Origin of the sequence: Shewanella profunda, from assembly GCF_023283765.1 — a bacterium.
In the GTDB taxonomy this organism is placed as follows: domain Bacteria; phylum Pseudomonadota; class Gammaproteobacteria; order Enterobacterales; family Shewanellaceae; genus Shewanella; species Shewanella profunda.
The window spans coordinates 1-13,831 of the sequence record NZ_JAKILG010000006.1 but is presented as its reverse complement, the minus strand read 5'-3'; the positions used below and the strand labels follow the sequence as shown (position 1 = coordinate 13,831).

Genomic DNA, 13,831 nt, shown 5'->3' with positions numbered 1-13,831 from the left:
TTAACGCCAAGTATCGGGAAGCGTAACTTGGCTCCACAACTCTTTACACAGTGGTTGACTATGGTGCCAGTCGCCACCTCGGAGCCATCTAACTAGCGCATCCCCCACTTGAGGATAAGCAATGGGGTTAGGTGATGCAGCCTTAAGCCAACGCTTTAACACATTGATATCTAGGGTCATCATGCTATCAGCCGCTGCGAGTAATTGTAATGCAGCCACATTTGATAACTGCTCAAACTGCCCAATCAATGGTTTTACCAACAGTTTTTTACCTAGGGTTAATGCCTCGCTTGCGAGCTCAAACCCTGCATTCCCTATCACGCCACCGCAACTTGCCAGATGCTGCTTAAAACCATCACGGTTAAAACCATACCATTGAATATGTTCGGCAGTTTGCACCTTAGGTTGCTGGCTGTGATACACCAAGAACTGATAGTCAGAAAAAGGGGATAGAAAACTGGCAATCACATCCGCATCTTCAAAGGGTAAGTAAACGAGGATCTGGTGTGTATGCTCAGAGGAGCAGGGATCAACCTCAACAAAGGGCGGTAGGATCGGAAAACCAAAGTGATGCCAATGACAACCAAGTGCAACATCCACAGGTGCAAAGTACATAAGCAGTAGCTCATTAAACCAAGTGTTGCCGAGTTTAGGCACAGGATGCATCAGGGCAGCCTGATGGCTAATGCCAATGGATGGCACCCTCTGACGCCGCGCAGCCCAAGCAGAGACAGGCTCAAAGTCATTGAGCACTAAATCGTAACAACTTAAATCTAAGGCTTGAATATCCTTAAATAAGGATAGAGATAAGTTCTGTCGCACCGTTTGCGGCAAATTAAGTCGCCCAGAATGCGTCGCAAAGGTCATTCCGGCCTGTACTCGATAATTGCCAAAACACTCCATATCAAAGAACTGTTCTGGCTTACGCCCTGAAAATAAAAAATCCACTTTGATATCTTGCTCCATCAGCGCTTTAGCCATCACTCGAGCACGACTTAAATGGCCATTCCCTGTGCCTTGAACTCCGTAGAGTATTCGCATTAGATATCCTTTAACCAATGAATAAGAAAAATGTCGGTAATAAAATGAAGTGAATCATTTGAGAGGATTTAAGCTAAATCAGTTGATGAACTAGCAATACAGCCCCCGTCCCTAATGAGGCTCCCGCAATGATGTCTAAGGGGTAATGCACACCTAAAGCAACACGTGAACCACTGACACCTAGCGCCCATAAATACGCAACAGGAGCGGCAAAGGGATAAATCTGCGCCACACTCGTTGCCATGATAAAAGCCGCTGCCGTATGACCCGATGGCAGGCTAAAACGATCAGATGGCTCAAAGCCACTTTCAAATCCCACTAAGGCATGACATGGACGAGTTCGGCGAATACTGTTTTTTAATAGCAAATACAAAGGTAACTCAACCAAAAAACTCGCCAACATAAGATTGAATAAAGCTTGTCCTTGGGCATGAGTCAACATCAACCCCACTGACAAATACAAGTACAAATGCCCATCTCCACTCGCGGATACTCGCTTGGCATAGACATAAAGGCCATGGCGTTGGGTAAAAACAACAATATGGCAAAACATTCGCTTATCTAAGTCTGCAATGTAACTCAACATAAAACAGGCTCCTTGCTGGCATACCAGCGAGTTTTACTGCGATGTTAATCTGCGCATTCTCTCGACAACTTTAGCGTTAAAAGGGGGTTATCTGTGCATGCCCTTCACTCTAACGATCGAATTCGTTGATCGACTCTTTGTTTTGAAGACTGATGGTTTTAAATGCTCATGTTGCTTAAATACTCGTATAACACCGACTCAAGCACGAGTTTGATAACACCAGACTAAAAAATAGCTATGACGCCTCAGTGACATCTAGCCTAAAGTTTTATGACAAGAATTGCGGCTTAGACTTTGAAATAAAAGATTTGCAGTGATTTGTTGATAAAAACAGCAGAAAAGCGGGTGTAAAGCTAAGAGATGGTGTTGTTCTAAGTTGAAATACCTCAACCTTAGAACAACACAACTAAGCAGAACTTAGACTATGGCTTCTGAATTTGCCTTAGCGCGGTAAATCTTAGTGAGATGATAAATGTTAATACAGGCAACAAACGCATTCATCCCGGCCACTGGCCAAGCTGAAATAAACACACCATAAACAACAAACAGTCCACACCCCACAAAGTTCAACCATCTCAACCAGATGATATTTTTCATCATAAGAGATATTGCCACCATAACTGAGGCAAAATAACCAATAATTTCAATCGTATTCACAGCTTCCATAGGCACCTCTTGAAGGCCCTCTACCGTCCATAAGCATAACGGGGGGTCCGTGCCCCTAAAGCAAATTAAGTTAAGTAAGTTAATTCAAACTTGGGATATAATACCAAATGGCGCAACAGAGTTGTAATAAAAAACCGTTATTTAATGACTAACATCAAGTTTTAGGCACAAATTTCGATTAGGTGAAGAAAATTTACTACTTAAGTGTTAACGAGCTAATGGCAACAATACCGTGATTGATAACACTTTTCTTTTTAATAATCCCTTTTATACTGGCGTAAACTCGCTAAACTGTACGCAACGCGGATCAATAGGAGTGTAAATATGGAATACAACACCTCAGAACTATGTGACATGTACTTAGATGTCGTAGATGTAGTCGAGCCCATGTTCAGTAACTACGGTGGTTGTAGCTCTTTTGGCGGTTCTATTAGCACCATTAAGTGCTTTGAAGACAACGGCCTGATTACCGAAGTCTTACAAGAGGATGGTCAAGGTAAAGTCTTACTCGTCGATGGTGGTGGCTCATTGCGCCGCGCGCTTATTGATGCGGCAATCGCAGATCTTGCGGTGGGCAATAATTGGGAAGGCATTATCGTTTACGGTTCTGTTCGTGATGTGGATGCATTGGAAGAGTTAGATATTGGCATTCAAGCCCTTGCCTCTATCCCTGTCGGTGCAGATGGAAACTCGGTAGGTGAAGTCGAAATTCCGGTCAATTTTGGCGGCGTGACTTTCCTCCCTGGCGATCATATCTACGCCGACAATACAGGGATTATTTTATCGCCTGAACCACTCGACATTGAGTAGTATAAGTTCCATTTGATGAAAGCCAGCTAAGCTGGCTTTTTTATTATCTATATTTACCCAATGACCATTGAATAACCCTCCTAGCCTACGTCACAATAAGCCGTCTTTGGCCCTATAAGAATGATCATCTATGCTCGAATTTATTCCTTTTACTCATGCCGATGTCGCTATGCTCGTCAGCCCAAGGGCAGGTGAAACTAAGCTAGGCCAGTGTGTACATACTGCGAATCAAGAACATACCTTAGATGTGATTCTTACCACAGCCAAAGCTCATGGCGCTAAGTTTGCAATTATTGGCGTGGGTGAAGATATAGGACCGCGGGCCAATTTAGGCCGCGGTGGTGCCACTGACGCCTTCACGACGAGTATGCGCCAATGGCTCAATTTGCAATCGAATCGTTTCCTTTCTGGCACCGAATGCTTAGTGTTAGGCCAAGTCAATGCGGCTGATCTACAACAAAACTTGCATCAAACAGCAAGCAATACTGAAATTATGCTTGATGAACTACGTAGTGCGGTAGAGCAATTAGATCAACGAGTCATCCGCATTGTTAGCGCAATTTTAACCGCAGGATTAGAACCAATTCTTATCGGTGGTGGCCATAACAATGCCTACGGTTTACTCATGGCAACCGCAGTCCATTACCAGCGCCAAGTTGCGGCAGTAAATCTCGATCCCCATTCCGATTTCCGTTTGCTCGAAGGGCGCCACAGCGGCAATGGTTTTAGCTATGCAGCTGACCATGGTGCCTTAGGCTATTACCATGTTCTGGGTTTACACGAGCTGAAAAACAGCGAGGCCAATTTAACTCAACTGACTGAATTTGGTGGCAGTTGGCATAGCCTGCAACAAATATGGGTACGCCGTGAAATCAACCTAGAGCAAGCCTTGCTTGAGATTGCGCAAAAACTCAATGCAACGGGTTTCCCCGTGGGTTTAGAACTCGACGTAGACGCCATAGCAAAAATGCCCAGCAGTGCTTCAACCGTTGCGGGGGTTCCATTGCTTGATGCAGCGCATTATGTCAACTATATCGCCCACCACTGCCCTTGCGCTTATTTGCATTTAGCCGAAGCCGCACCAAGCTGCCACGAGGCTGGCATCGAAGCTGGATTTAGGGATGTAGGTCAAAGCCTAAGCGAACTTATTTACGCCTATGTTCAAGGCCGCATACAATTTTTGGCGCAATAACACATGCGGGTTGTGCCTAACTAAACGCTAAGCTATTCACCAAATCTTGATATTGTGGTCTAATGCCTGTCCATTTTATGTGGTTAGCAGGCATTTAACTCGATGTACCATGCCAAGTGATGTAAACAAATACATTGAAGTTAGTTTACTAGCTCGATCACAGAGTGATAGATCAAAGATTCAGCAAATGCAGGCGATGGCATACACTCGCATTAATACATTGCAAAACAATAGGAACACATTGATGTCTGAGGGCGAATCTAAAAGTACCCACTTTGGTTACAAAACCGTAGAGGCCGATAAAAAAGCCGAACTCGTTGCCGGCGTGTTTCATTCAGTAGCCGCTAAATATGACATTATGAACGACGTGATGTCCTTTGGCATCCACCGCTTCTGGAAGCGTCACACTATTGAGGTTTCTGGCGCACGCCCAGGTATGAAAGTACTAGACTTGGCTGGCGGCACCGGTGACTTAACCGCAAAATTCTCCCATCTAGTGGGCGAAAAAGGGGAAGTGGTGTTAGCCGATATTAACGACTCCATGCTGAAAGTGGGTCGCACTAAGCTGCGTGATAAGGGCATAGTGAACAATGTCAGTTATGTGCAAGCGAATGCCGAAGCCCTACCGTTTCCCGATAATCACTTCGATATCATTACCATCGCCTTTGGGCTGCGTAACGTAACAGACAAAGATGCGGCGCTGCGTTCAATGAACCGCGTACTTAAACCCGGTGGCAAGTTATTAGTGCTAGAGTTTTCTAAGCCTCAGCATAAAATCATGCGAAAAGTGTATGATTTATATAGCTTCAAAGTCTTACCTAAGATGGGCGAACTTATCACTAAAGATGCTGACAGCTACGAGTATCTGGCCGAATCGATTCGCATGCACCCAGATCAAGATACCCTGAAGCAAATGATGGTAGATGCTGGCTTCGAGCAAGTTGATTACACCAACATGACCGACGGCATTGTCGCACTGCACCGTGGTTATAAGTTCTAATGATGCTGCAAGAAGTTGTGTTACTTGCCTGCGCCGCAATTGAAACAGGCCTGAAAAAACTTCAGGCCCAAGCGGGTGGCGATTATTCGCACCGACGCCATCTGCATGGCAAAGTATTTCGTATCCAATTATCGCAGCTTAGCTGGCCAATTTACTTGATCTTTGCCAAAGAGATCCAAGTGCTAAGCCGCTACGAGGGTGATGTCGATGTCAGCCTGCACGCAGATGCAACAACGCTTTACCGTGTGACTGAAGGCGCTAACCTAACCGAATTGATTAAGCAGGATAAGCTCAAGCTTGAGGGCGATCTCAATTTATTACAAAGCTTTAGCCAATATTTACGTGGTATAGAGTTTGACTTTGCTGAGCCAATATCGCGCTATTTAGGTGATGGTCCAACACATAAGCTTATTAGCTCAGGGCACCAGGCTAAAAGTTTTGCACTCGATGTATTACGTAAAACACGTTCCCATTTAGGGCAACTCGCGCTAGAAGAATACCGCCTCGCACCACACAAAATTGAGTTAGTCCATTTTCGCGATCAAATGGATGATTTAGTTGCTGAGACTCGCGCACTTGAACAGCGAATAACCCAATTAAGAGACCAAATTAAGCCATGACCCTTACCAGTATCCGCCGCGGTTACCACGTCATAAAAACCCTGCTTCAATACGGGTTAGATGAAGTATTACCGCCAAAGATGACCCCTTGGTACTTTAAACTCGCTCGTAATAGCTTATTTTGGATCCGCAATAAACATAAAAGCAAACCCGGTGGCGAACGCTTAAAACTGGCAATGCAGGAACTTGGACCCGTTTATATTAAACTCGGTCAAATGCTCTCAACCCGGCGCGACTTACTGAGTGATGAATGGGCCAGTGAACTGGCTATGCTACAGGACAAAGTCCCGCCCTTCGATGGCATGCTAGCTCGCAAAGCGATTGAAGCCGAATTAAAAGCACCGATTGAATCCCTATTCGATTATTTTGATGAAACACCACTAGCCTCGGCGTCGATTTCCCAAGTGCATACCGCCACTCTCAAATCAAATGGCAAAGCCGTAGTATTAAAAGTGCTTCGTCCCAACGTAGAAGCTAAAATTCTAGCCGATCTACAGTTGATGTCCCAAACCGCTAATCTGATTGAATATTTCCTCGGTGAAGGCAACCGACTACGCCCTGCTGAAGTCATTGAAGATTATCGAGTCACCATTTTAGGTGAGCTAAATCTAAAGCTTGAAGCCTTGAACGCGATAAAGTTACGCAATAACTTTCTCAACTCAGATGCACTCTACGTGCCCTTTGTTTATGAAGAGTTTTGCTATCCGCGTCTAATGGTTATGGAGCGTATTTACGGCATTCCAGTCTCCGACATTGCCGCCCTAAAAGCCCAAGGCACTAACTTTAAATTATTAGCAGAACGTGGAGTTGAGCTCTTTTTCACCCAAGTCTTTCGCGATAACTTTTTCCATGCCGATATGCACCCCGGCAATATTTTTATTTCCTATGATCACCCAGAAAACCCCTATTACATAGGTCTAGACTGCGGCATTATGGGCACTCTTAGCGATGTAGATAAGCGTTATCTGGCTGAAAACTTCCTCGCGTTTTTTAATCGCGATTACCACAGGATCGCCCAGCTCTATATTGAATCTGGTTGGGTATCGGAAAAAACCGATCTACAAGCTTTTGAACAGGCAATCAAAGTGGTATGTGAACCTATGTTCAATAAACCGCTTGATGAAATATCCTTCGGCCATGTGCTATTAGAGCTGTTTCGCACTGCGCGCAGCTTCGATATCGTAGTACAACCGCAACTAGTCTTACTGGAAAAAACCTTACTTTATATCGAGGGTTTAGGACGACAGCTATATCCACAATTGGATCTATGGCAAACCGCGAAGCCCTTTTTAGAGCAGTGGATGGCCGAGCAAGTGGGTCCTAAGGCTATGTTTAAAAAAGTATCCACAAAACTGCCATATTGGGCTGATAAGCTGCCAGAATTCCCCGAACTAATTTACGATAATCTTAAGTTAGGTAGGAAATTGCTGAGTTCTCAGCAACAAATGTTAGATAAGTATTTGAAATATCAACAGCAGGCACATAAAAGCAATTACATGCTTATCACTTCTGCAGTTTTATTGATCTGTGGCACGTTATTATTCAACCAAGACGCTACACTGTGGACCCCTTATGTGTGCCTTACTTCAGGCATAATATTGTGGTTTATAGGATGGCGATCTAGGCCAAAGAATCGCAAATTTTAGCTAGCACTAATTAATCAAGGGTTCATAATAGAACCGATATCAATTAAGAGGATACCTTCATGGGTGGTATTAGTATTTGGCAACTTCTTATCGTTGCGTTAATCGTTGTCTTATTGTTTGGAACTAAGAAATTACGCTCTTTGGGTGGTGATTTAGGTGGTGCGGTTAAAGGCTTCAAGAACGCCATGTCTTCAGAAGAAGATAAAAAGGCACTAGAAGACACCGAAGCGGCTAAAACAGCGCAAACAACTCAACAGGCGACTGAAAAGAAACCTGAGTCTAACAAAGAACAGGCGTAACTCTATTATGTTTGACGGTATCGGCTTTATGGAGCTGCTGCTGATCGGTGTTTTGGGGCTAGTGGTTCTTGGCCCCGAACGTTTGCCGGTCGCGGTACGTTCGGTTACAGGTTGGATCCGCGCGATGAAACGCATGGCCAACTCGGTCAAAGAAGAACTTGAGCAGGAGCTAAAGATTGAGCAATTACATGCCGATCTTAAAAAGGCTGAAAGCAAAGGGTTATCTAATCTTTCGCCTGAACTCAAAGAGTCCATTGAACAGTTAAAACAAGCGGCGCAATCTGTAAACCGTCCTTATCAAGTTCAAGACTCTTCATCCCAAGGGACGGCTGCACCGGATAATCAAATTCACAGTCCAGCTCAAGTGAGCCAGACCAATCCGACGACCCCATTAGAGGCTAGTCAAAATTCGGCGTCTCCTGCCGCTCACAGTGAGCTATCTCAGGGCGTGGATACCAGTTCTAACCCGAAAGCCAACGGATAATTCATGTCGCAACAGCAGCCACTTATCAGCCATTTGCTTGAACTTAGGTCCAAGCTGCTAAAATCCATTGCTAGTGTGTTATTGGTGTTCATTTGCAGTGTGTACTGGGCAAATGATATCTACCATTACATGGCAATACCTTTAATGCAGTCTTTACCGCTTGGTGGCAGTATGATTGCGACGGATGTCGCTGCGCCATTTTTTGCCCCTTTCAAACTAACACTCGTTTTATCATTTTTTGTGGCTGTACCCTATGTGTTATTTCAAATTTGGTCCTTCGTCGCACCAGGTTTATATAAACATGAAAAACGCTTAGTTATGCCACTCCTATTCAGCAGTACCGTATTGTTCTATCTCGGTATTGCCTTTGCTTATTATATTGTATTCCCTGTTGTTTTTGGCTTTTTTGCTAATAATGCGCCGGAGGGAGTTCAAGTTGCGACGGACATTACCAGTTACCTTAACTTTATTCTGAAACTTTTCTTTGCCTTTGGCCTATCCTTCGAAATTCCCATCGCCGTCGTTTTACTCTGTTGGGCTGGTGTAACAACTCCAGAAGACCTCAAGCAGAAACGCCCCTACATTGTCGTTGGCGCCTTTGTTGTTGGTATGTTATTAACCCCACCAGATGTCATCTCGCAGACTATGCTTGCCGTACCAATGCTGTTATTGTTTGAGGGTGGTTTATTCGCCGCACGTTTTTACAGCAAGCCCAGCGACGAATCGGACGACGAAGAACAAACGAATAACTAACGTCTTCGCTGGCGTTAGAGAAAATATAATAATAAGGAAGATTCTCATGCGCTTAACTATTATGGCTGCTGCTATTATGCTGGTGTCAGTGCAGGCAAGTGCCAGTATTGAACAGCAACTCACTCAGTGTGCGGCAGTAGCCGATAATCTTGATCGTTTAGTTTGCTATGACAACCTCGCCGCGAATGCAAAAATCTCTACGACAGCGATTGTAGGCACTCAGGCAGTACCAAATCCATCGGCAATTGCGGCTCCTGCCGCGGCGGTGGCTACCGCTCCTCAAGCTCCAATAGTGACCGCTGAAGATAACTTCGGCATGGAAGCTAAACGTGCTAAAGAAAATACTGTTGATAAAATTTATTTCGAAGTTGAGTCTATTGCAGAAGATCCCTACGGCGCGATTAAAGTCACCTTTACGAATGGCCAAGTCTGGAAACAGACCGAAGGCCGTAAGTACAACTTAAAGCAAGGCACGACTGTCTATATTGAAAAAGCGGCTTTAGGTTCTTTCTTAATGGGTAGTGATGATCGCAATGCCAAGGTGCGGGTGAAACGCCTAAAATAATGGCCTCATACATAGATATCGCTGTCAATTTACTTGGCAGCGCACTCGAGCCAGATATAGCATCGATAATACAAGCGGCGGCGAACCAAGGGGTTTCGCCGTTAATTGTTATTGGCAGCGATTTAAGCGAAAGTGCTGCGGCCCTTGCCGTTTGTCAACAATACCCTAATAAACTGTACTGCACTGCCGGTGTGCATCCCCACCATGCCAGTGGTTGGAATGTCAATTCAAACGCACTACAAGCGGAACTTTGCCAAGCACCAGAAGTCGTTGCTATCGGTGAGTGTGGCTTAGACTATAATCGTGATTTCTCACCTAGGCCCATCCAGCGCCAAGCTTTTATTGCCCAACTAGAATTAGCAGTTGAGCTGCAAATACCCGTGCTAATGCACGAACGTGATGCCCACGAGGATTTTATCGCTATCCTGCGTGAATATAGGCCACAGCTTACTGGCGCATTACTGCATTGCTTCACAGGAACCCGTGCACAAATGGAAGCCTATATCGCTCTCGATTTACACTTAGGCATTACTGGCTGGGTTTGTGACGAGAGACGAGGCCAAGAGCTAGCACTACTCGTCCCCTTTATCCCGCAAGAACGTTTACTGATAGAAACTGACAGCCCTTATCTCCTACCTAGAAGTATGAGACCAAAACCTAAATCGAGCAAAAACAAGCCTGAGTACCTGCCCTATATTGCAAAATACATTGCCGATTTACGGGGCGAAAATGCAGATGAATTTGCCGCACACTGCTACAAAAATAGCTTAGCGTTTTTTAATTTGAGTCCAGATAATGATTAGAATAAGCGGCTTTCTATTATTCTTTATTTGGCTGCTGCTGACGTCAGCACCTTCTTCTGCGGCTTTACTCAACATTGATGCAGATACACCAACGCCATTGAGCTTAACGCCTTGGCTACTCGTTAGCCATCCTTCGACAACGCAACTTGCAGATATCCAAAAACTTTCTAAACAAGAATGGCGTAACTTTACCAATAAAGATATTCAGAAACTTAGCCGACATAACTTTTGGCTGAACATCAGCTTGAATAGTACAGATGTAAGCCTCTCACGGATCTTAGCCCTAGATAATCCTTTGTTAGATAAAGTCACTGTATATCATCTCGTTGATCAAAAACTATTCAATGTGGTGTATATGGGCGATACCCAGCCCTACTCTGAGCGGCCATTACTCAGTAATATTTTCCTATATCCTTTTAAAATCAGTGCTAATGAAGAACACACTTTTTATCTGCATATTGAAACGGAAGGCAGCGCCACTGTTCCGCTCTATCTCTGGTCTGCTAATGATTTAGCGCAGATAGCAGAATCGACAGCCGTTGAACATGGGTTTCAATTAGGTGTGTTAGCTGCGATTGGCATTTTTAGTCTTTTTATTGCTATGGCCTCAGGATCATTCAGCTATAGCTACTATTCTGGTTATGTACTTAGCATGACTTTACTCGTCGCAACTATTAACGGCTTCGCTTTCCGGTTTATTTGGCCAGAATGGCCCATGTTGCAACAAATTATGGTACCTATACTACTGCCTGTAGTTATGGCATTCGCATTGATGTTTACCGAGAAGATCCTGCAACTCAAATACTACAATCGCCGTATGCTGCTAATTTGCCGCTACAGCGCTGTGTACATCTTGCTAGTTGGACTATTACTGCCATTTATCCACTATGGCACGGCCTTATATATCGAAATTATTTCAGTTGCCATTCTTAGCCTCATCCTCATGGTGCTCGCCATTATGCAAGCCATTAATGGCCATAAACTTGCGAGACTTTACACTATAGGTTGGGTCAGCATGCTAACAGGCGCCTGTATCAGCAGTCTGTTATACCTGAACGTGATTGATTTAAACGTAAAACCCCAGACGCCAGTTATGCTCGGACTCACCTTCGAGATCATCTTTATGTCACTCGTGCTCGCTATCCGTTATAACGACGAACGTAAAGCGAAACTGCGTATTCAGCAAGAAGCATTAAAGCAAGCTCAGAAAATTCGTAGTGCTCGAGAAGAGGCCCTAAAACTAGAAGCTGAAACGAATGAAAAGCTGGAGCAGATGGTGCAAGAACGCACCTTGGAGCTTGAGATTACGCTAAGAGAGTTACACGAAGTAAACCAAAAACTCACAGAGCAAAGTACTATCGACAGTCTCACTGGTGTTAAAAACCGCAGTGCCTTTGATAAACGATTGCTCGCAGAAAGCCGGATCAGTCGCCGTCAAGAAACACCTATTGCGCTACTAATGCTTGATATAGATAGATTTAAATTGATCAACGATCAATTTGGTCATTTAGCAGGAGATCAAGCATTAAAGACTATTGCTCAAACATTACAACAAAACTTAAAACGCCCAACGGATCTAGTATCACGTTTTGGTGGTGAAGAGTTTGCTATCATCCTCCCCAATACAACGGCAGACGGTGCTCTTCAAGTTGCTGAAACTATTCGAGATGCAGTGACATCCATTGGTTTAATGTGGGAGGGAAAACCCATTCCACTCACCGTCAGTATAGGTGTGAGCGCAGATATAGTGGATAGCGATCAACACAGTACAGAATTACTTGAACAAGCTGATAAAGCGCTCTATCAAGCAAAAAATAGCGGGCGCAATCAAGTGAAATTATATTCGTCAGCAAAAGCAGAACCTAATTAGGAGTCAAATGTGAATATCATTACCAGTGCTTTTCCACTGCGCAGAATGCGCCGCATGCGTAAACATGATTTTAGTCGTCGATTGATGGCCGAAAATCATCTAACAGTCAATGACTTGATTTATCCGATGTTTATCCTTGAAGGCACGAATCGCAGTGAGAAAATTGCCTCAATGCCGGGTATCGAGCGTTATTCAATTGACTTGTTACTAAAAGAAGCTGAAGAATTAGTTGAGTTAGGTATTCCACTTATCGCATTATTCCCTGTCACGCCCGCCGAGAAAAAATCCCTAATGGCCGAAGAAGCTTACAATGCTGACGCCTTAGTACAACGGGCAGTACGTGAACTTAAAAAAGCATTCCCAGAGCTTGGCATAATGACTGATGTTGCACTAGATCCATTCACCACACACGGTCAAGACGGCATCATAGACGAAACGGGTTATATCCTTAACGATATCACTACCGAAATCCTCGTAAAGCAAGCACTATCACATGCCGAAGCAGGCGCAGACATCATTGCACCATCAGATATGATGGACGGTCGTATTGGCGCAATACGCCAAGCACTAGAAGCGGCTGGTTATGTAAATACCCAAATTATGGCTTACTCGGCAAAGTACTCTTCAAGCTACTATGGCCCATTCCGTGATGCAGTCGGTTCAGCAGGCAATCTAAAAGGGGGCAATAAACACAGCTACCAAATGGATCCCGCTAACAGCGATGAAGCATTACACGAAGTTGCACTGGATATTCAGGAAGGCGCTGATATGGTCATGGTCAAACCTGGCATGCCTTATTTAGATATAGTTCACCGCGTTAAAACTGAACTTGCAGTACCAACATTCGCTTACCAAGTCAGTGGCGAATACGCCATGCATATGGCTGCAATCCAAAACGGTTGGTTAGCAGAAAAAGCAATCGTGATGGAGTCCCTACTCTGCTTCAAGCGTGCAGGCGCCGACGGTATCTTAACCTACTTCGCCAAACGTGCTGCTCAGTGGCTTAAAGAAGCTTAGACATAAGCCTAGAATGCAAGAGCAGCCATATGGCTGCTCTTTTTGTATCTGCGCTAACCACTTCGACTTTAACGGGCAATACTTAAAACTACAGCAATGATAGAGTGAATACACTTAATTAATTGACCAGCTAAAAGTACAAAATATTGAAACCACAAAGCCAACTTAGTGGGCTGACTTGATTGCATCTTTTGTGACTCTCTTTTGAGAATATGAAGCACTCAGCGACGGTCTGCAAAGCTAAAGTCATGCCCATAACGCAATATTTACCCTACGAATAGTATGGATGGCAGCACATCGAGATAGTTCTTTCATTACACATAAACAAAAAGCCCTAGCGGTTTAGGCTAGGGCTTTTTGTTTATTTGGGCGCTTGGCGATGACCTACTCTCACATGGGGAGACCCCACACTACCATCGGCGCGTTTGCGTTTCACTTCTGAGTTCGGGATGGGATCAGGTGGTTCCACAATGCTATTG

The 13,831-nt window shown here is 44.4% G+C and carries 15 protein-coding genes and 1 rRNA gene; 12 read left to right on the top strand and 4 right to left on the bottom strand.

Translation table 11 applies throughout. The annotated features are described in order from the left end of the window. The 3 genes from L2744_RS04845 to L2744_RS04835 all read right to left on the bottom strand — a co-directional run bounded on the left by L2744_RS04845 (position 1) and on the right by L2744_RS04835 (position 2,293). Positions 1-1,041, bottom strand: a complete 1,041-nt coding sequence (locus L2744_RS04845; RefSeq protein ID WP_248990846.1) for an MJ1255/VC2487 family glycosyltransferase — start codon at positions 1,039-1,041, stop codon at positions 1-3. A 73-nt stretch (positions 1,042-1,114) separates the two neighbouring features. Beyond that, positions 1,115-1,627, bottom strand: coding sequence for a phosphatase PAP2 family protein (locus L2744_RS04840; RefSeq protein WP_248990845.1), 513 nt, complete (start codon positions 1,625-1,627; stop codon positions 1,115-1,117). 417 nt (positions 1,628-2,044) lie between these two features. Further along, on the bottom strand, positions 2,045-2,293 hold the full coding sequence (locus L2744_RS04835) for a uroporphyrinogen decarboxylase (protein WP_248990844.1): 249 nt from the start codon (positions 2,291-2,293) through the stop codon (positions 2,045-2,047). 324 nt (positions 2,294-2,617) lie between these two features. On the opposite strand from L2744_RS04835, the gene rraA reads away from it, so the two are divergent. The 12 genes from rraA to hemB all read left to right on the top strand — a co-directional run bounded on the left by rraA (position 2,618) and on the right by hemB (position 13,352). Further along, positions 2,618-3,103, top strand: coding sequence for a ribonuclease E activity regulator RraA (gene rraA, locus L2744_RS04830; protein ID WP_248990843.1), 486 nt, complete (start codon positions 2,618-2,620; stop codon positions 3,101-3,103). 130 nt (positions 3,104-3,233) lie between these two features. Next, entirely contained in the window at positions 3,234-4,295 is a 1,062-nt protein-coding gene (locus tag L2744_RS04825) for a formimidoylglutamase (protein WP_248990842.1), read from the top strand. A gap of 244 nt (positions 4,296-4,539) precedes the next feature. Then, entirely contained in the window at positions 4,540-5,295 is a 756-nt protein-coding gene (ubiE, locus tag L2744_RS04820; protein ID WP_248990841.1) for a bifunctional demethylmenaquinone methyltransferase/2-methoxy-6-polyprenyl-1,4-benzoquinol methylase UbiE, read from the top strand. Further along, positions 5,295-5,915, top strand: a complete 621-nt coding sequence (locus L2744_RS04815) for a ubiquinone biosynthesis accessory factor UbiJ (protein ID WP_248990840.1) — start codon at positions 5,295-5,297, stop codon at positions 5,913-5,915. Before ubiE ends, L2744_RS04815 begins: the two co-directional genes overlap by 1 nt. Beyond that, complete coding sequence (gene ubiB / locus L2744_RS04810) at positions 5,912-7,561, top strand: ubiquinone biosynthesis regulatory protein kinase UbiB (RefSeq protein ID WP_248990839.1); 1,650 nt, start codon at positions 5,912-5,914, stop codon at positions 7,559-7,561. Before L2744_RS04815 ends, ubiB begins: the two co-directional genes overlap by 4 nt. 59 nt (positions 7,562-7,620) lie before the next feature. After that, positions 7,621-7,860 carry a Sec-independent protein translocase subunit TatA gene (gene tatA / locus L2744_RS04805; protein WP_006083329.1) on the top strand — a complete coding sequence of 80 codons (240 nt, stop codon included), beginning with the start codon at positions 7,621-7,623 and terminating at the stop codon, positions 7,858-7,860. Positions 7,861-7,867: 7 nt separating this feature from the next. Beyond that, positions 7,868-8,344, top strand: coding sequence for a Sec-independent protein translocase protein TatB (tatB, locus tag L2744_RS04800; protein WP_248990838.1), 477 nt, complete (start codon positions 7,868-7,870; stop codon positions 8,342-8,344). A 3-nt stretch (positions 8,345-8,347) separates the two neighbouring features. Then, the gene (gene tatC / locus L2744_RS04795; RefSeq protein WP_248990837.1) at positions 8,348-9,097 is read left to right on the top strand and encodes a twin-arginine translocase subunit TatC; all 750 of its coding nucleotides are present in this window, start codon (positions 8,348-8,350) and stop codon (positions 9,095-9,097) included. A gap of 46 nt (positions 9,098-9,143) precedes the next feature. Beyond that, positions 9,144-9,662, top strand: coding sequence for a hypothetical protein (locus L2744_RS04790; RefSeq protein WP_248990836.1), 519 nt, complete (start codon positions 9,144-9,146; stop codon positions 9,660-9,662). Further along, complete coding sequence (locus L2744_RS04785; RefSeq protein WP_248990835.1) at positions 9,662-10,465, top strand: TatD family hydrolase; 804 nt, start codon at positions 9,662-9,664, stop codon at positions 10,463-10,465. Before L2744_RS04790 ends, L2744_RS04785 begins: the two co-directional genes overlap by 1 nt. Beyond that, entirely contained in the window at positions 10,458-12,335 is a 1,878-nt protein-coding gene (locus L2744_RS04780; RefSeq protein ID WP_248990834.1) for a sensor domain-containing diguanylate cyclase, read from the top strand. The genes L2744_RS04785 and L2744_RS04780 overlap by 8 nt, the downstream gene beginning before the upstream one ends. A 9-nt stretch (positions 12,336-12,344) precedes the next feature. Continuing rightward, a complete protein-coding gene (gene hemB, locus L2744_RS04775) occupies positions 12,345-13,352 on the top strand; it encodes a porphobilinogen synthase (protein WP_248990833.1) in 1,008 nt (335 codons plus the stop codon). Between the two features lie 371 nt (positions 13,353-13,723). Here hemB and rrf read toward each other — a convergent pair. Further along, a 5S ribosomal RNA gene (gene rrf, locus L2744_RS04770) occupies positions 13,724-13,831 on the bottom strand; the annotation flags it as partial.

Bases quoted from the DNA above. Each gene is read 5' to 3' on its own strand.
- L2744_RS04825 (WP_248990842.1), top strand. From the start codon at position 3,234: ATGCTCGAATTTATTCCTTTTACTCATGCCGATGTCGCTATGCTCGTC.
- L2744_RS04815 (WP_248990840.1), top strand. From the start codon at position 5,295: ATGATGCTGCAAGAAGTTGTGTTACTTGCCTGCGCCGCAATTGAAACA.
- ubiE (WP_248990841.1), top strand. From the start codon at position 4,540: ATGTCTGAGGGCGAATCTAAAAGTACCCACTTTGGTTACAAAACCGTA.
- L2744_RS04785 (WP_248990835.1), top strand. From the start codon at position 9,662: ATGGCCTCATACATAGATATCGCTGTCAATTTACTTGGCAGCGCACTC.
- L2744_RS04780 (WP_248990834.1), top strand. From the start codon at position 10,458: ATGATTAGAATAAGCGGCTTTCTATTATTCTTTATTTGGCTGCTGCTG.
- L2744_RS04790 (WP_248990836.1), top strand. From the start codon at position 9,144: ATGCGCTTAACTATTATGGCTGCTGCTATTATGCTGGTGTCAGTGCAG.
- tatC (WP_248990837.1), top strand. From the start codon at position 8,348: ATGTCGCAACAGCAGCCACTTATCAGCCATTTGCTTGAACTTAGGTCC.
- tatB (WP_248990838.1), top strand. From the start codon at position 7,868: ATGTTTGACGGTATCGGCTTTATGGAGCTGCTGCTGATCGGTGTTTTG.
- rraA (WP_248990843.1), top strand. From the start codon at position 2,618: ATGGAATACAACACCTCAGAACTATGTGACATGTACTTAGATGTCGTA.
- ubiB (WP_248990839.1), top strand. From the start codon at position 5,912: ATGACCCTTACCAGTATCCGCCGCGGTTACCACGTCATAAAAACCCTG.
- L2744_RS04845 (WP_248990846.1), bottom strand. From the start codon at position 1,041: ATGCGAATACTCTACGGAGTTCAAGGCACAGGGAATGGCCATTTAAGT.
- L2744_RS04835 (WP_248990844.1), bottom strand. From the start codon at position 2,293: ATGGAAGCTGTGAATACGATTGAAATTATTGGTTATTTTGCCTCAGTT.
- L2744_RS04840 (WP_248990845.1), bottom strand. From the start codon at position 1,627: ATGTTGAGTTACATTGCAGACTTAGATAAGCGAATGTTTTGCCATATT.
- tatA (WP_006083329.1), top strand. From the start codon at position 7,621: ATGGGTGGTATTAGTATTTGGCAACTTCTTATCGTTGCGTTAATCGTT.